Origin of the sequence: Alteromonas oceanisediminis (genome assembly GCF_018474025.1) — a bacterium.
Lineage (GTDB): Bacteria > Pseudomonadota > Gammaproteobacteria > Enterobacterales > Alteromonadaceae > Alteromonas_E > Alteromonas_E oceanisediminis.
Window position 1 is genome coordinate 67,924 of record NZ_JAHCTA010000004.1, and the last position, 17,785, is coordinate 85,708.

The 17,785-nt window shown below is 46.9% G+C and carries 17 protein-coding genes; 10 read left to right on the plus strand and 7 right to left on the minus strand.

From position 1 onward, the window contains the following. Position 1: 1 nt before the first annotated feature. A complete protein-coding gene (gene serC, locus KIU71_RS08035; RefSeq protein WP_214130709.1) occupies positions 2-1,081 on the minus strand; it encodes a 3-phosphoserine/phosphohydroxythreonine transaminase in 1,080 nt (359 codons plus the stop codon). A gap of 6 nt (positions 1,082-1,087) precedes the next feature. Then, entirely contained in the window at positions 1,088-3,796 is a 2,709-nt protein-coding gene (gene gyrA / locus KIU71_RS08040; protein WP_214130710.1) for a DNA topoisomerase (ATP-hydrolyzing) subunit A, read from the minus strand. 237 nt (positions 3,797-4,033) lie between these two features. Between gyrA and ubiG the strand changes: the two genes are divergently transcribed. The 4 genes from ubiG (at position 4,034) to yfaE (ending at position 9,132) form a co-directional block, all read left to right on the plus strand. Then, positions 4,034-4,741: a bifunctional 2-polyprenyl-6-hydroxyphenol methylase/3-demethylubiquinol 3-O-methyltransferase UbiG gene (ubiG, locus tag KIU71_RS08045; protein WP_214130711.1), complete on the plus strand. Its 708-nt coding sequence runs from the start codon at positions 4,034-4,036 to the stop codon at positions 4,739-4,741. A 541-nt stretch (positions 4,742-5,282) separates the two neighbouring features. Next, complete coding sequence (gene nrdA, locus KIU71_RS08050; protein WP_214130712.1) at positions 5,283-7,607, plus strand: class 1a ribonucleoside-diphosphate reductase subunit alpha; 2,325 nt, start codon at positions 5,283-5,285, stop codon at positions 7,605-7,607. Positions 7,608-7,690: 83 nt separating this feature from the next. Next, positions 7,691-8,821 (plus strand): class Ia ribonucleoside-diphosphate reductase subunit beta, encoded by a 1,131-nt coding sequence (gene nrdB / locus KIU71_RS08055; protein WP_214130713.1) that lies wholly within the window; start codon positions 7,691-7,693, stop codon positions 8,819-8,821. Positions 8,822-8,829: 8 nt separating this feature from the next. Continuing rightward, the gene (yfaE, locus tag KIU71_RS08060; protein ID WP_390881831.1) at positions 8,830-9,132 is read left to right on the plus strand and encodes a class I ribonucleotide reductase maintenance protein YfaE; all 303 of its coding nucleotides are present in this window, start codon (positions 8,830-8,832) and stop codon (positions 9,130-9,132) included. Between the two features lie 49 nt (positions 9,133-9,181). On the opposite strand, the gene purC is transcribed toward yfaE, so the two are convergent. From purC to dapA, 3 genes are read right to left on the minus strand one after another with little or no spacing between them, the layout of a single operon-like run. Beyond that, positions 9,182-9,892 (minus strand): phosphoribosylaminoimidazolesuccinocarboxamide synthase, encoded by a 711-nt coding sequence (gene purC, locus KIU71_RS08065; protein WP_214130714.1) that lies wholly within the window; start codon positions 9,890-9,892, stop codon positions 9,182-9,184. A 21-nt stretch (positions 9,893-9,913) separates the two neighbouring features. Continuing rightward, on the minus strand, positions 9,914-11,032 hold the full coding sequence (gene bamC, locus KIU71_RS08070) for an outer membrane protein assembly factor BamC (protein ID WP_214130715.1): 1,119 nt from the start codon (positions 11,030-11,032) through the stop codon (positions 9,914-9,916). Between the two features lie 9 nt (positions 11,033-11,041). Continuing rightward, positions 11,042-11,920, minus strand: a complete 879-nt coding sequence (gene dapA, locus KIU71_RS08075; protein WP_214131019.1) for a 4-hydroxy-tetrahydrodipicolinate synthase — start codon at positions 11,918-11,920, stop codon at positions 11,042-11,044. 159 nt (positions 11,921-12,079) lie between these two features. Here dapA and KIU71_RS08080 point away from each other — a divergent pair, with 159 nt between their 5' ends. Next, positions 12,080-12,616, plus strand: coding sequence for a glycine cleavage system protein R (locus KIU71_RS08080; RefSeq protein ID WP_250207382.1), 537 nt, complete (start codon positions 12,080-12,082; stop codon positions 12,614-12,616). A 1-nt stretch (position 12,617) separates the two neighbouring features. Then, positions 12,618-13,082 carry a thioredoxin-dependent thiol peroxidase gene (gene bcp, locus KIU71_RS08085; protein ID WP_214130716.1) on the plus strand — a complete coding sequence of 155 codons (465 nt, stop codon included), beginning with the start codon at positions 12,618-12,620 and terminating at the stop codon, positions 13,080-13,082. A 23-nt stretch (positions 13,083-13,105) separates the two neighbouring features. On the opposite strand, the gene KIU71_RS08090 is transcribed toward bcp, so the two are convergent. Beyond that, positions 13,106-14,176 (minus strand): AI-2E family transporter, encoded by a 1,071-nt coding sequence (locus KIU71_RS08090; protein ID WP_214131021.1) that lies wholly within the window; start codon positions 14,174-14,176, stop codon positions 13,106-13,108. Between the two features lie 214 nt (positions 14,177-14,390). Here KIU71_RS08090 and bepA point away from each other — a divergent pair, with 214 nt between their 5' ends. Next, complete coding sequence (gene bepA / locus KIU71_RS08095; protein ID WP_214130717.1) at positions 14,391-15,860, plus strand: beta-barrel assembly-enhancing protease; 1,470 nt, start codon at positions 14,391-14,393, stop codon at positions 15,858-15,860. On the opposite strand, the gene KIU71_RS08100 is transcribed toward bepA, so the two are convergent. Continuing rightward, the gene (locus KIU71_RS08100; RefSeq protein WP_214130718.1) at positions 15,843-16,337 is read right to left on the minus strand and encodes a TlpA family protein disulfide reductase; all 495 of its coding nucleotides are present in this window, start codon (positions 16,335-16,337) and stop codon (positions 15,843-15,845) included. The two genes, bepA and KIU71_RS08100, sit on opposite strands and share 18 nt — an antisense overlap. 63 nt (positions 16,338-16,400) lie before the next feature. Here KIU71_RS08100 and arsC point away from each other — a divergent pair, with 63 nt between their 5' ends. Genes arsC through KIU71_RS08115 form a run of 3 tightly spaced genes read left to right on the plus strand, consistent with a single transcriptional unit; the run spans position 16,401 to position 17,782 of the window. Continuing rightward, positions 16,401-16,754 carry an arsenate reductase (glutaredoxin) gene (gene arsC / locus KIU71_RS08105; RefSeq protein ID WP_214130720.1) on the plus strand — a complete coding sequence of 118 codons (354 nt, stop codon included), beginning with the start codon at positions 16,401-16,403 and terminating at the stop codon, positions 16,752-16,754. Beyond that, a complete protein-coding gene (gene wrbA, locus KIU71_RS08110) occupies positions 16,751-17,341 on the plus strand; it encodes an NAD(P)H:quinone oxidoreductase (protein WP_214130721.1) in 591 nt (196 codons plus the stop codon). The genes arsC and wrbA overlap by 4 nt, the downstream gene beginning before the upstream one ends. Before the next feature lie 24 nt (positions 17,342-17,365). After that, a complete protein-coding gene (locus KIU71_RS08115) occupies positions 17,366-17,782 on the plus strand; it encodes a DUF2069 domain-containing protein (RefSeq protein ID WP_214130722.1) in 417 nt (138 codons plus the stop codon). Positions 17,783-17,785 lie beyond the last annotated feature (3 nt).

Genomic DNA, 17,785 nt, shown 5'->3' on the forward strand with positions numbered 1-17,785 from the left:
GCTATCCTTTAGTACGTTCAAACTCTTGCATAAATTCAACTAAACACTGCACACCGGCAAGTGGCATTGGATTGTAAATACTCGCGCGCATTCCACCCACACTGCGGTGTCCTTTCAACGCATGTAACCCGTGTTGAACGGACTCAGTTAAAAACTGAGCATTCAGACTCTCATCGCGCAATTGAAAAACGACATTCATCAAAGAGCGATTTTGCGGAGCGATACGGTTCACAAACAAATCCGATGCATCGATGGCCTTATAAAGAAGTGCAGCTTTTTGGCGATTTACCGCCTCAATCGCAGCAACGCCACCGTTTTGCAACAACCACTTAAAGACCAGCCCCGACAAATACCAAGAGTACGTTGGCGGCGTGTTAAACATCGACTCGTTTTGCGCTGCCGCAGTATAATCCAAAATCACCGGGGTTTGCGGCTGAGCGCCCCCCAACAGTTCGGTTTTTACAATCACAACCGCCAGACCGCTTGGCCCAATGTTCTTCTGCGCACTGGCATATATGAGGCCATAGTCAGCCACGTTGATCTCACGCGATAAGATATTCGACGACATATCAGCGACAATCGGCACTTTCGCGCTGGGTACATCAAATAACTCGATGCCATCCACTGTTTCGTTCGGGCAATAGTGCACAAAAGCCGTATCGTCACCGACGGGCGAAGCTAAACTCACATCCGCGCCAATAATCCCGTTCTCTTCAAAACGTATATCAGCGCTGTCGGCATGAATATACTTAGAGGCTTCCACCACTGCCGCCTTCGACCAGGAGCCTGACACCAAATGCATACCATGCTGATGAGGTTGTGCCAGATTGAGTGGTACTGCCGCGAACTGACCACGACCGCCACCGTGCATAAACAGCACGGTGTAGTCTTCAGGAATGTTCATTAATTGGCGAAGATCGGCCTCAGACTCGGCGGCCACTCGCATAAATTCGGCGCTGCGATGGCTGATTTCCATAACTGACGTGCCCAGCCCTCCCCAATCGAGAAACTCCTGCTGGGCCTGCGCCATCACATCGGCGGGCAGCATTGCTGGGCCCGCTGAAAAGTTGTACACCGTCATTATTGATTAATCTTCTTGTGGATCATCACCTGATGGAACATCTGCCGATGTACCATCGCCTGATTGCGCTGTTTCAATCGCGCCTGTTTCAACGGAGTCGGATTCAAGAGCATCAATATCGTCAACCGCGATTTCCTCGATACGCTCCAACCCAACGACCTGCTCGTCGTCCGCCGTACGTATCAAGCGAACCCCTTGAGTATTTCGCCCGACCACCGAGACTTCGGCGACTCGCGTTCTCACCAAAGTACCGCGATTACTGATCAACATGATTTCCATGTTGTCATCAACCTGCACCGCGCCGACAACTTTACCGTTACGCTCCGAAACCTTGATTGAAACCACGCCTTGCGTTGCTCGACTCTTGGCTGGGTAATCCGCTAATGGTGTACGCTTACCGAAACCATTTTCGGTCACGGTGAGTACAGCGCCTTCGCCGCGCGGCACGATCATGGAGACCACACGTTGGCCTTCCTGAAGTCGAATACCGCGTACACCAGTCGCCGTTCTCCCCATAGGGCGGATCGCTAGAATTTCATCACCGGTTTCAGGATCACGTTTCACCTCACCGGTTTCAGAGTCACGCGCTTTCTCATTGAAGCGCACCACTTTGCCTTCGTCTGAGAACAACATAATGTCATCTTCGCCGTTGGTGATATCCACACCGATTAACTCATCACCTTCGTTCAGGTTAACGGCGATAATGCCGTTTGAGCGAGGGCGAGAATAAGACGTTAGCGCTGTCTTCTTGACGGTGCCATTCGCAGTCGCCATGATCACAAACTGATCCTCAGAAAACTCTTGGATCGGAAGAATGGCCGTTATGCGTTCATTTTCTTCCAGTGGCAGAATATTCACGATCGGACGACCGCGGGCATTTCGACTGGCGAGAGGCAACTGATATACCTTGAGCCAATACAATCGGCCGCGGGTACTGAAACACAGGATGTGGTCATGGGTATTAGCAACCAACAACTTCTCGATGAAGTCTTCATCTTTCATTTTTGTGGCTGATTTACCCTTCCCGCCACGACGCTGCGCTTCATAATCGCTCAACTTCTGATACTTAACATAACCTTCGTGAGACAAGGTCACAACAACGTCTTCTTGCTCGATCAAATCTTCAATATCGATGTCATGAGTGGCAGCGGTTATTTCAGTGCGGCGTGCATCACCAAACTCATCGCGGATCGCTTCCAATTCTTCGCGGATAACTTCCATTAATCGTTCAGGGCTTCCAAGAATATGCAATAACTCGGCAATCAGCTCGAGCAAGCCCTTATATTCATCGAGGATTTTGTCGTGCTCTAGGCCTGTCAACTTATGCAAACGTAAGTCGAGGATGGCTTGCGCCTGCTGCTCAGTCAGGAAGTACTCGCCTTCACGAATACCGAATTCTGGCGCTAGCCATTCTGGACGTGATGGGTCTTCATCTCCCGCGCGTTCAAGCATGGCCGCTACATCACCGAGTTTCCAGCCGCGTGCGATAATGCCCTGCTTCGCATCAGACGGGCTCTGCGAAGCTTTGATCAACTCAATGATTTCGTCGATGTTTGCTAGCGCAATCGCTAGACCTTCAAGGATGTGAGCCCTATCTCGCGCCTTGCGCAGCTCGAACACGGTACGTCGAGTCACCACTTCACGACGATGAAGTACAAACGCTTCGAGCATTTGCTTCAGATTGAAGACTTTTGGTTGACCGTTATCCAACGCCACCATATTGATTCCGAACACAGTTTGTAACTGGGTTTGCGAATACAAATGGTTGAGCAAAACTTCGGCGGATTCGTTGCGCTTCACTTCTACAACAATACGCATACCATCTTTATCAGACTCGTCACGTAGCGCAGATATACCTTCTATCTTTTTCTCTTTAACCAGCTCGGCGATTTTTTCAATCAAGCGTGCTTTGTTAACCTGATAAGGGATCTCATTGATGATGATGGTTTCTTTACCATTATCTTCGGTCTCAATCTCAGCGCGTGCACGCATATAGATTTTGCCACGTCCGGTACGGTAGGCATCATCGATACCTTTACGCCCGCTGATCATGGCTGCCGTGGGGAAATCCGGACCGGGGATATATTCCATCAATTGTTCAACGCCCAACGATGGGTCATTAATCAACGCGATGCAGCCATTCACAACTTCAGTCAAATTATGCGGAGGAATATTCGTCGCCATTCCCACCGCAATGCCCGAAGAACCGTTGACTAGTAAATTAGGTACTTTGGTAGGTAACACCTCTGGGATATTTTCAGTACCGTCATAGTTGGGTACGAAATTGACGGTTTCTTTATCCAGATCAGCGAGTAATTCATGTGCAATCTTCGCCATGCGAATTTCGGTGTAACGCATAGCGGCGGCAGAGTCACCATCCACAGAGCCAAAGTTACCCTGACCATCAACCAACATATAACGCAACGAGAAAGGCTGAGCCATACGTACAATGGTGTCATACACCGCTGAGTCACCGTGAGGGTGATATTTACCGATCACATCACCAACAACACGGGCTGATTTTTTGTACGGCTTATTGAAATCGTTTTTCAACTCGTTCATGGCGAAAAGAACGCGCCGATGCACAGGCTTTAAGCCATCTCTTACATCGGGTAACGCACGGCCAACGATGACGCTCATGGCATAATCAAGGTAAGAATTCTTTAATTCTTCCTCGATGTTAATGGGAAGGATTTCTTTGGCATTGTCAGTCATAAACTGGCTTGTCCCTTATAGGTTTATCGAGTCAACGCTACCGATACTCACGCTTCTTTAAAACGGCAGTGACACACTTTTATGGGTAAAACATCAAGCCTCCAGTGTACCACTACCTTATGCCAAACTGTAGCCTTTGATGTGCCTTAAAACGCAGTTTTGCAAAGGTCTTTACCTGTGCAACCGAAATCGCTAAGGTTATGCCGTTTTTCTTTTGCTGAATGAGCCTTCCTCTGCATGAATATCGACCACGACGAAATCCAGAAATTTTCAGCCATTGCAACACGGTGGTGGGATAAGTCTGGCGAATTTAAACCTTTGCACGACATCAATCCGCTTCGTGTAGCGTTTATTGCTGAACAGGCGAATGGGTTGTTCGGTAAGAATATCGTTGATGTTGGCTGTGGCGGCGGAATTTTGTCGGAAGCCATGGCTGCGATGGGCGCCAACGTCACAGGCATTGATATGTCATCAGAGGCACTGGAAGTCGCCAAACTGCACGGGCTCGAAAGTCAGATTGACGTGACATATCACACGTCGACCGCCGAAGCCTATGCAGAGCAACATGCGGATACATTCGATATCGTGACCTGTTTGGAAATGCTAGAGCATGTTCCCGAACCTGCGTCGGTTGTGCAGGCCTGTGCCCGTTTAGTTAAACCCGGTGGACTCGTGTTCTTTTCAACGCTTAATCGTAATGTGAAGTCGTACTTAATGGCGATTGTCGGGGCCGAATATTTACTCAATCTTGTTCCCAAAGGCACACATTCTTACGCGAAATTTATTCAGCCCAGTGAATTGTTGAACATGGTTGACTCAACCAGTTTAGTTCCGCTCCGCTCGACAGGGCTGCACCTCAGCCCGTTGACGCAGCAGTATTATCTTTCGAACAAGAACATCGACGTCAATTATCTGGTGGTTTGTCAGAAACAAGATTTTGCATGACGCCCACAAAACACTATATCTAGTGGTATTGAAGAAATATTAACCTATATATCGATATCGCCTAAAAACTAAATCATTATATAAATTTGGTTTTTGGGTGCGATTTAGTTTGATCTTTGCATATCGTTGCTCATCATAGGCACTGTGCAGTGAGCTTCCACTAACTAAAAATTGGTGCCAGTTTTTTATTGCTTAAATCACCATATCTTGGGTTGCATTACACCTAAAACCTCACTATCTTGTGTTTCAGCTGCTCAATAACACCAGAGCGTGCTGACCTTTGCGGTACAAATTTTGAACCCTGCGGGCAGCGCTTGATGACAATTTATACTGCGTTTTCGCTCGCTCATGTAGAATAACTACACAGCGCTCGCTCAGCCTTGTTTAAATTGTCATCAAACTGCTGCAAAAATGTTCCGCAAAGGTCAACACGCTCTCATCAAAAAGCGGCGCTGTTTCTACATAATAAATCAATATCACTGCGTGAGAGTTAACGCTCTTCTTTGCATGCCGTGGGCAAACACAATAATGGCTACTGATAATGAATAATAATTTATATGTCACCAAACGTGATGGCAAAAGAGAAACCATCGAATTAGATAAAATCCACAAAGTGGTAACGTGGGCAGCCAAAGACCTTAAAAATGTGTCCGTTTCTGAAGTTGAAATCAAGGCTCAGATCCAGTTTTATGACGGGATCAGCACTGAAGTTATCCACGAAACACTGATTAAGTCAGCGGCCGATTTAATTTCAACCGATGCACCAGACTATCAGTATCTCGCCGCACGTTTAGCCATTTTCCATCTGCGCAAGAAAGCGTATGGTCAATTTGAACCCCCTGCCCTGTATCAACATGTTGAGCAGATGGTCAAAAATGGTAAGTACGATGCGCATATTCTGACCGATTACACGCGGCAGGAAATCGAAGAAATGGACAGCTACATTGACCATTGGCGCGATATGAATTTCAGTTATGCGGCGGTGAAGCAACTGGAAGGTAAGTATTTGGTTCAAAACCGTGTGACAGGCGACATCTATGAGTCTGCTCAGTTTTTGTATATTCTGGTGGCTGCCTGTCTTTTTGCCAAATACCCTGCCGAAACGCGCCTGACGTACATCAAGCGTTTTTATGATGCGGTGTCATTGTTCAAGATATCCCTTCCTACACCGATCATGGCCGGGGTTCGCACACCGACTCGTCAATTCAGTAGCTGCGTTCTGATTGAAACAGGCGATAGCCTGGACTCTATTAACGCCACTGCCAGTGCCATCGTCAAATACGTGAGCCAGCGTGCCGGCATTGGGATTAATGCGGGCCGAATCAGAGCGCTGGGTAGCCCTATTCGTGGTGGCGAAGCATTCCACACTGGCTGCTTACCGTTCTATAAGTACTTCCAGACAGCGGTTAAAAGTTGCTCGCAAGGCGGTGTACGAGGCGGTGCGGCGACCTTGTTCTATCCGCTTTGGCACCTCGAAGTTGAGTCGTTGCTGGTACTTAAGAATAATCGCGGCGTTGAAGAAAACCGAGTACGTCATTTGGACTACGGTGTACAGTTCAACAAACTTATGTATCAGCGCATGATCAAAGATCAGCATATCACGTTGTTCAGCCCGTCTGACGTTCCGGGCCTGTATGACGCCTTTTTTGCGGATCAAGACAAGTTCGAAGCCCTATACGTGAAATACGAAAACGACCCTAGCATTCGCAAAAAGCAAATCAAAGCGATGGAGTTATTTGGTTTGTTTATGCAAGAACGAGCCAGCACCGGCCGTATTTATCTGCAAAACGTTGATCATTGTAATACTCACAGTCCTTTCAACCCTACTCTCGCTCCGGTCAGACAAAGCAACTTATGCTTAGAGATTGCCTTACCAACTAAGCCGCTAGAACATGTTAATGATGAAAACGGCGAAATCGCCCTATGCACATTATCAGCGTTTAACTTAGGGGCCATTGAAAGCCTCGACGAGTTTGAGGAACTATCTGATTTAGCGGTGCGTGCGCTTGACAGTTTATTAGATTATCAGGATTACCCGGTACCCGCCGCCCTCAATGCCACGATGGGGCGCAGGACCTTGGGTGTTGGTGTGATTAATTTTGCCTACTATTTGGCGAAAAATGGTGTTAAGTATTCAGACCAAAGCGCCAATGGTTTAGTGCATCGCACGTTTGAAGCCATGCAGTACTATTTATTGAAGGCGTCTAATAACCTCGCCAAGGAAAAAGGCCCGTGTCAGAAATTTAACGAAACCACGTATTCTCAGGGGTTAATGCCGATTGATACTTATCGTAAAGACTTAGATGCCATTTGCGATGAGCCGCTACATTACGATTGGGATAGTCTACGCAACGATATTGTAGAGCATGGTTTACGCAATAGTACATTATCTGCATTAATGCCTTCTGAAACCTCATCACAAATTTCTAATGCTACGAATGGTATTGAACCACCACGTGGACACATCAGTATCAAGTCCAGTAAAGATGGTGTGTTGAAACAAGTGGTTCCTGAGTATGACCGCCTAAAAGACCAATATGAGTTGTTGTGGGATATTCCCTCAAATGACGGTTATTTGCAGTTGGTTGGGATCATGCAGAAGTTTATTGACCAAACCATTTCAGCCAACACCAACTACGATCCAAGTAAGTACGAAGGCGGTAAAGTCCCCATGAAGCTATTGCTTAAAGACTTGTTGACCACCTACAAACTTGGCGTAAAGACACTTTACTATCACAACACCCGTGACGGTGCGACCGACAGCAGCAGTGCTACGGTTGCAAAAGCACAGGTCGTTCAGCCGCAGGCAGTAGAAGCTGTTGTTGAAGAAGATGATGATTGTGCAGGTGGTGCGTGCAAAATATAGCGTAGTTTGCGCACGCCATTGTGCCGAAAAGAATAAAACAGCCTAGAACGCTCGATAAATAACATCGTCAGGTAACAGATAATATGAAATACACAACGTTTAATCAGGTCGTCACTGACACCATGGTTGAGCCCATGTTTATGGGTAACCCCGTCAATGTGGCGCGCTATGATCAGCAGAAACACCCTATTTTCGAAAAATTAATTGAAAAACAGATCAGTTTCTTTTGGCGCCCAGAAGAAGTGGATGTGAGTCGCGATCGTGTTGATTTTCAGAAACTAAGCGATGCAGAGCAACACATCTTCATTTCAAACCTTAAGTACCAGACCTTGCTTGATTCAGTTCAGGGCCGCAGTCCGAACATTGCTTTGCTGCCTATTGTTTCATTACCTGAGCTGGAAACATGGATAGAAACCTGGTCATTCTTTGAAACGATTCATTCGCGCTCTTACACACACATTCTACGCAACCTGTTTTCAGACCCGAGTGCGGTGTTTGATGACATCATAGTGAATGATCAGATAAAGAAAAGAGCAAGCGACATTAGCCAATATTACGATGATTTGATTTTCTACACGCAGCTTTGGCAAACTTTAGGTGAAGGTGAGCACGTCATCAATGGCGAAACTCACGTTGTGACCGTGCGTGAGATTAAAAAGAAATTGTACCTGTGTATTAATTCTGTCAATGCGCTTGAGGCCATTCGTTTTTACGTGTCTTTTGCCTGCACATTTGCGTTCGCCGAGCGCAAGTTGATGGAAGGTAACTCGAAAATTATTCGTTTAATCGCACGTGATGAAAACCTTCACCTTACATCAACTCAACACATTCTGAACCTATGGGCCAAAGGGAAAGATGATCCGGAAATGGCGGAGATAGCAGAAGAGTGCCAGGAAGAAGCGAAAGCTATTTTCCTCAAAGCCGTAGAACAGGAAAAAGAGTGGGCTGAATACTTGTTCCAGAATGGCTCAATGATTGGGTTAAACAAAGATATTTTGTGCCAGTACGTTGAATACATCGCGAATCATCGCATGAATGCCATCGGTATGGGCCAACCATTCGATGTACAAAGCAACCCGTTACCTTGGATGAACAATTACTTGAGTTCTGACAATGTACAGGTTGCACCACAGGAGTCTGAGATCAGTTCCTATCTGGTCGGGCAAATCGATTCCGAAGTCAGTTCCAGTGAGTTCTCTGACTTCGAGCTGTAAGCAGTCCAGTGCGCGAATTACCTGTCGATGAGACGTGTATCATCACCGTTGTGGAGCATCAGGGCCACGACGGTGTCGTTAGCACTAAATCCTTGCATACAGAAGCCTCTGAAACATTGCTTCAAACACTGGAGCGCTATCAGATTGATATTCAGTACCATTGCCGAGACGGATTCTGTGGCGCTTGCCGCACTACACTGATTGATGGCTGCATAGACTATATCACCGACCCGCTCGCCTTCATCGACGACGATGAGTGCTTACCTTGTTGTGCTAAACCCAATGGGCCGGTGACGTTAAAGCTGGATTAAAAAAGGCGCTATAATCGCGCCTTTTTTGGATACATTCAGTAAGTGACTTCTATAGTTTAACACCAAGGCGCTGTGCAACTTCAATGTAGGTTTCTACCACACTGCCCAGCCCTTGTCTGAAGCGATCCTTGTCCATTTTCTTGCGTGTTTCCTTGTCCCATAAACGACACCCATCAGGCGAAAATTCATCGCCTAGCACTAAGCGGCCTTCAAACACACCAAACTCAAGCTTGAAGTCAACCAATAACATTCCAGCCTGATCAAAAAGCTGTTTCAATATCTGATTAATCTTCAACGTGATTGATTTCATTTCATCAATCTGCGCTTGCGTTGCCCACCCAAAAACAAGAATGTGAAAATCATTCACCATAGGATCGTGTAATGCGTCGTTTTTCAGGAAAAACTCAAACGTAGATGGCGACAACGCTTTGCCTTCTTCAATCCCCAAACGCTTGCACATTGAGCCCGCTGCAAAGTTTCTCACCACACATTCAACCGGGATCATGTCGAGCTTTTTGACCAACGATTCTGTGTCACTCAAGCGCTCTATTAACTGAGTTTCGATACCCTCAGCTTCAATTTTTTGCATGATGAAATGATTGAACTTATTGTTAATCTCACCCTTACGATCAAGCTGCTCAATAATTTCACCGTCAAATGCCGAGGTATCATTGCGAAATTCCAATATTAACTTATCGGCATCGTTGGTCGTGAAGACAGTTTTCGCCTTACCACGGTAGAGTTCTTGCTGCTTTTGCATTCCAACACTTCTCTTTACAGGTTAGATGTCCAGGTCATTTTCTGACATGACGTCTGAAAATGCATTATATAAATCGGCAACTTGCTTGGCTGAAAACGGCTGGCTTTCATCGTCCATAAACGTGATAGAGGTTTTCTCGCCCTGTCTTTTCACCAACAGGCGGTAATCATCTTCATCCAAATTGAGACCATTATCACTGCCAAACCAATCTTCCCACCAACTTGTCTCAGCACCACTGTAGGTAACAAAAAGTAAGCCATTTGACTTGTCTAAGTCTTTCACGTCGAAGCCTAATTTGCGTAACACCAGCAACGTGCGCGGCCATGTTATGTCATACTTTGCATCGACAACAAACGCTGGATCTCCATTGGGATCAAAGCCCATTTCTGTGGACAATCCTTGGCGAATTTCGCGCAATTTATTCGAGTTGGCAATCTGAATTTGTTGGTCATAATAGCTGATAACCTGATTCAGAATGTCGACTTCTTCCTGACGTTCGCTGATCACGTCAATATCTGCGCTCACGTCATTACCGGTTGTTTTTAAGTAATCGACAAGCTCAGTGTGCAACGCAGCGCTGCGTCCGTGAGGTTTCAAATCCAACGTAAATTCAAAACGTCGGCCCGTTTCGCCCTCAGTACGCGTCCAGCTATACCAGCTTTCATCTTCATCATTGCTGATAATCATCCAGTCCGTTACCAGACGTTGCGCTTCCGGGTCGAAGGTATCAACACCAATACCGCGATCGTCTAAAAACGCAATCAGTGAATTCCAAATGGTTTGATCAAGGGGCTGAGAGTCATCCACTTTATCAAACCAAACGGTGGCGGTTTTTGTGCCTTCAGTCACGTGCGAGCCTGTGACAACCGGCAAAACCAATCGTGGTGAGCTAATACGTAAATCTTTACCGAGTAACCCGCGTGGCGCATCGTCACCTAACTTGGGCAATTTGTAACGGCTACTGAACTCGGGAGAATCGACATCACTAGGAACTTTGATTGACTGCCCTTCTGAAATTTCAGTGTATTTGAAACCACCAGAGGCCAATTGGCGTTCTTGCTTGCTTGCGCAGCCTGTCATGACCAACAGTGGTAGCGAAACCAAAAGAACAGGTTTTAAACCTTTTTTATACGTATTCATGAACACCTTTTATACTAATCCTAGCAACTGCATGGTTGATTCGATTTGTTTTTGACTCACAAGTTCCGGCTCGACTAAAGGAAGTCGCAAAACCGGCGTTGAGATCAAGCCCATTTTAAACAATGCCCACTTTGGTATCACGGGGTTTGGCTCGCTGAACAATTGATGGTGTAACGCATCAAGTTGTTGGTTGATATTTTTCGCCTGTGAAAAATGCTTGTCTAACGCCAATTCACATAACTGTGACATTTGCTTGGGCGTGATGTTAGCTGTCACGGAAACGACGCCATGACCGCCATGGCTGAGAAACTCTAAACTGGTGGCGTCGTCACCACTCAATAGAATAAAGTCGTCAGGGACCAAAGGCAGCGTATCTTTTAACCGCTGGATATCCCCTGTCGCATCTTTAAGCCCAACGATATTGGGGTGTTTTGCTAATTCCGCCACGGTCTCAGGCAGCATATCTGCCGCCGTGCGCCCCGGCACGTTATACAACAATGTGGGTAACGTGGAGGCGTCAGCGATAGCATTGAAATGCGCAATCATCCCGCGCTGCTGCGGCTTATTGTAATAAGGAACAACGCTTAGATAGCCAACGATACCCGTATTCGCTAACTGATGATGAAGGAATATGGCTTCTTCGGTAGAGTTGGCCCCACTGCCCGCAACAACAGGGATTTTCCCCGCGGCGTATTCGACAGTTTTAGCGACAACGTCAATATGTTCTTCAAAAGGAAGCGTTGCAGACTCACCGGTGGTTCCAACCGAAACGATACCGTGTGTTCCCGCATCAATGTGAAACTTAACCAGTTTTTCAAGTGAGACGTAATCGACCTGCCCGTCCTGATGCATTGGCGTGACGAGCGCGACGTAGCTTCCTGTGAACATCATTACCCCTTTTATTTAAGAGCGCACATGGTAATGATGCAGCCTTTTAAAAACAAGCAACAGATGCCCAGATCCAAGCATTTTCATCATAATATTGCCATTCAAGATATTTACACGGAAAATACGCGGCTATTTTGACGCATTACAGTGTGGTCTATTATGAAGTTACAGCTCATTGTCACTATTTTGGGTATGAATCGGCCCGGCATATTAAGTGCAGTTGCACAGTGCGTCGCAGAGGCAAACTGCAATATCTTGGATAGCCGACAGGCCATACTGGGAAAAGACTTTTCGTTGACCATGATCATTGAGGGTCGTCAGGCATGTATTACTAAGGCTGAAATCATGCTACCACGCCTGTGTCAGGAACATGATCTGCTTTCTATTCTTAAGCGTACGAGCGAGCATTGTAAGCAAAACCTTGACCACCTGTTGAGCTTGGAGTTTACGGGCGTCGATTCACTTGGCATCGTAAAAACAGTGACGTCGTTATTTGCAGAGCACGGCGTAAGCGTAAGCGCCCTTCGGCAGCAAACATTTACACAGAAGCAGACGGGTGCCAATATGATGCGTTGTAAAATGATGTTGAGTGCGCCGCAAGCGACCGACATCAACGCATTTAGAATCGCTGTTTTCCGCGTACTGGAAGACTTGGGCCTAACCGGCGAACTGATTGACAAACAACGACAGGATTAATATGCAAACGTTGACAGCGGGCGATAAAGCGCCTCAATTTACTCTCCACGATGAACAAGACCAACCCGTTTCCCTAGCCGACTTCAAAGGTCAAAAAGTGCTAGTGTATTTCTACCCAAAAGCCATGACGCCAGGTTGTACGGTTCAGGCACAGGGCTTGCGTGATATTCATTCAGAACTTGAAGGTCATCAGGTGAAAGTTTTGGGTATCAGTATCGACCCTGTGGCCCGACTGACGAGATTTAAAGAAAAACACGATTTAAACTTCACGCTGTTGAGTGACGAAGATCACGCAGTCGCCGACCAATTTGGTGTGTGGGGTGAAAAAAAATTCATGGGTAAAGTTTACGATGGCTTGCATCGGTTGAGCTTTTTGATTGATGAAGATGGCAATATTGAACATGTGTTCAACAAGTTCAAAACGAAAGACCACCATGAGGTTGTATTGGGTTATTTAAATCAATAAACGTCAGCACTCATACCGCCCCACTATGGCGGCGGTATGACAATTTCTTTTGGTGACGACCACGCATTAACAACGGCTTTCACCAATGTGGCAAGCGGGATAGCAAAAAACACCCCCCAAAAGCCCCATAACCCACCAAAGAACAACACCGCAACAATAATATACAATGGATGCAAGCTGACCGCTTCTGAAAACAGAATGGGAACAAGCAAGTTGCCGTCCAGCGCCTGAATAATCGCGTAGGCGATCATGACCGTCCAAAAAGGTGTGCTAATACCAAATTGAAACAATGCCACAGCAGCCACTGGGATGGTAACTACCGCAGCACCTATATAGGGAATGAGCACCGATAGACCGACCAGCACGCCCAACAAAATGGCATAGCGTAGGTCGAGCACTAAAAATGTGACAACCGACACCGTGCCAACAATGACAATTTCAATCACTTTGCCACGAATATAATTGGCGATCTGTACGTTCATTTCTAAGCCGACTTGTGAAATTAACCGTCTCTCTTTCGGCAGAAATCGGGAAATTCCCAGTAACAGCTCTGCCTTATCTTTCAGCATAAAAAAGATCATTAATGGAACGAGGATTAGATAAATTAACAGCGCGGCTAGGTTGCCGATAGACGTAAACGAAAGAGAAATGATGTCTTCGCCATAACCGACCATGCGTTGATTGACATTTTCCATCATTTTTTGAATGGCATCATATTGGATGTAAGTTGGGTATTTTTCAGGTAGTGTCATCAACCACGCTTGGGCTTGCGCCCAAATGGCGGGTACTTCTTTAATCAGATTAGCACTTTGTTTTGAAATGACTGGTACCAACCCCACTAACGCCATGATGGTAATACTGAAAAACAATAACATGACAATGGCGGTAGAAAGCGTACGCTGCAGGCCCATTCTTTGTAGCTGACACACTAGCCAATCGAGCAAATAGGCGATCACTGCCGCGACAATAACCGGCATTAGCATACCGCCCCAAAAGAGCAAAACAACGGCTGTAAATAAAATTAGCAGCAGCAACATTAATGCATCAGGGTCGGAAAATTTACGTTTATACCAACGGTCAAATACACCTAGCATGGTTAACAATCGATCCAAGAAAAGCTCAGTTGCACGGATGATAGGTTATGCGGGGGTATAATAGCAATGCGGTTTACGCTATAAATACAGGCACGCCACTATACACGGCACGTCGTGCAACGCGTGAACGATATTAATGCAACTAATTTGGCAAAAAGCTGTTCTAATGATGGTGTGATTTCATCACTGGGCCGTAAAAAATCTCTGGAGTATTATGAGCTTTACCCGCGCTTTGACGACGCTATGCATCGCAATATTTATGTTCAGTGCAGCAATGGCTGTTGCACAGGAAACCCAACGCCTCAAACGCAACACCCTGCCAGAGATCGGTGTGGTCGCTTCTGACACCATTTCAATTGACAAAGAGATGTTGGTCGGCAATGTGATCATGCGGCAAATGCGCGCTCAAGCACCCATCGTGAATGATCCTGTGTTAGATGAATACATTCAGGATCTGGGTAACCGATTGGTTATTCATGCCGATAATGTCAAATTTCCCTACACCTTTTTTATGATCAATAACGCTGACATTAATGCGTTTGCTTTTTATGGTGGGCATATCGGCATCCATACTGGACTGATTTACAACGCCGACAATGAAAGCGAAGTTGCCTCTGTGGTGGCGCATGAAATCGCCCACGTCACGCAACGTCACCTAGCGCGTCGCATGCAATCAGCTCAGCGCGCATCTCCTGTGCAGATAGCCTCGTTGCTGGCGGGGATTTTGCTCGGGGCGGTATCCGGCAACGCCCAAGCTGGAATGGCTGCTGTAAGTGCCTCACAAGCTGCTGCTGTGCAAATGCAGCTCAATTACACTCGCTCAAATGAACAAGAGGCTGACCGCATTGGTATTACCATGATGGCACGGGCGGGTTTCGACCCAGACGCAGCAGGCACATTTTTCGGTAAGCTTGCCGCGCAGTTCAGGCTGGTTTCACGTCCGCCTGCCCGCTTGCTGTCGCACCCGCTGCCTGAGTCGCGTATTGCGGATGCCAGAATGCGAGTCGACGCGCTTCCATCGCGCCGAGTTCCGCCCAGTCTGGCGTTTCATTTGGCGAAAGCACGAATCACGGCGCGTTATATTTACGATGCAGAATATGCTTTGGAATATTACCAGGCTGAAGTGACAAAACCGCAAGTGATTGCTGAGGCGGCTCAATACGGATTGGCGCTCGCCTTGATGCGCAACGCAAAATATAAAGAAGCGCGTTCCATCATCGATACGTTGATCGAGAAGGATCCCAACAACAATTTTTATATTGATGCCGCAACCGATGTGTTGATTGAACTTGAGTTAACCTCAGAAGCGATTGAAATGCTGAAAGCGCAGCTGCAACAAACGCCGAGAAATGCGGTGGTGACGTTGAATCTGGCCAACGCGGCAATAAAACAAAATCAGTTTGCATTAGCCACTGATGTGTTGCGTGATTTTTTACTACTGAACCCCGATCATTTCTTAAGCCATCAGCTGTTATCCGACGCCTACGGCAACAACAAACAATATTTGGAAATGCATCAAATTAACGCCGAAATGTTTGCCTTAGCAGCCGCCTTCCCTCGCGCCATCGACGAGCTGCAACACGCATACAATTTCGCCGGTGATAGTCATTTAGATAAACAACGAATACGCGCCCGCATACAACAACTGCGCGACGAACAAGCCAAACTAGAACGATTGTTGTAATTGTAGAATGGCGGCGTTGATTGATTGCGCCGTTTGTTCTCCAAGCAGTGGTTTCGTGACACTGCCGTCAGGCTTTATGATGTAAGTGGCTGGCAGGTACTGAGGCTTGTCCATTGGCATTGCCTGCGTTTTTGCGGGATTGAGTAATGCGAATTGCATGTTGTACTGGCGTTTAACTTGGGTCAGCTGGTCGGTGGTGAGCGGATCATAACTGACCGCAAATAAAGAGATAGAATCACTTTGCTGAGCAAGTTGCTCAAACTGATTGAGTTCAGGCACCTCTTTCAAACAGGGTGCGCACCATTCTGCGAAGTAGTTAACCACCACGTACTGACCGTTAAAGTCCTGCCAACGAAACGCATGGCCATCCAGTGTTTCGAAATCATATCCCACGTCCTGTGGATCGATAGCGCGTTGAAGAAGCACGCCGCCAACTAATGCAGACACGGCAACCATCACAAATAACACTTTACGCACTTGAACCTCACAGCTAACTTCGCGGTATACTTAACGGTACATTACAGCGAATTAGGCTTCACTATGCAATATCTTCACAACCCGCGGTGTTCTAAAAGTCGTCAGGGATTAGAACTTCTGGCCGCCAACGGCGTTCACCCTGACATTGTCCTGTACTTGAAGGAACCGCTCAGTGAAGCTCAACTCACTCACCTTGTTAGCGCATTAGGAATCACCGATGTCACGCAAATGATGCGTACCAAAGAGCCCGAGTTTACTGCGCTCGGTTTGCAAGGCGCTTCCAACGAAAAATTAATCCGCGCGATGGCGCAAACGCCAAAATTGATTGAGCGCCCAATACTTATCGATGGTGATAAAGCGGTCATCGGACGACCACCAGAACAGCTTCTGTCGTTAGTGCAAGTCAATCGTTCATGAGTCATATTTTAATTCTATTTTATAGCCAGCATGGTGCCACGCGCCTTTTAGCTGAGAAAATAGCCTTAGGGGCCAGCTCCGCCGGCGGCGAAGTGCTGTTACGCACCGTCCCCAAAGTGACAGATAACCTTGATGCACAAGCGAAATCTGTTCCTGATGCGGGCGCTCCCTATGTCACCAGCAGAGAACTGCAGGAATGTGCTGCGCTGGCATTGGGTAGTCCCACGCGGTTCGGCAATATGGCCGCCCCAATGAAGTATTTCCTCGACAGTACCAGTGCGCTGTGGTTACGCGGCGACCTTGTGGATAAACCAGCGTGTGTATTTACGTCCAGCTCAAGTATGCACGGTGGCCAGGAATCAACGCTACTTTCTATGATGTTGCCACTGCTTCACCATGGCATGGTTATTTGTGGCCTTCCGTATTCGGTACCTGAATTAGCCAGCACGACAACGGGCGGTACGCCCTATGGGGTCAGCCATGTTGGATTGGATAGCAATGAACAAAACCCGCGTCTGTCTGAAGACGAAATTGCGCTTTGTCTTGCGCAGGGTAAACGTTTAGCGCATCTTGCACGTAAACAGTAAATCAACCTCAAGGCGAAGCACGTTATGTTTTCAAAAACCAGTCACTTTCGGTACTTAGCGCTATTCAGTCATATTGGCTTGCTATGTTGGGTTATCGTCTGGCACTTTTTTCTGCGAGATAGTGCGACGTACAGCCCTATTTTTATCTTCATTATTTATGTGTTGCCACTTCTGCTGCCTTTACACGGAGTTGTTAAAGGCAAGCCCTATACCCATGCGTGGGCAAATTTTATTGTAATGTTTTACCTATTACACGGTCTTACTATCCTATATGCCGAACCACACGAGTGGGTGTATGCCGTGATCGAGCTGATGTTTGTCATCGGTATGTTTGTAGGTTGTGCAGTGTATGCGCGCAAACGTGGAAAAGAATTAGGCGAAGGTCTTCCAAAGTTAAAGTCTGTGATGGAAGAGGAACGCCAACGATTTGAACGAGGTTAATCA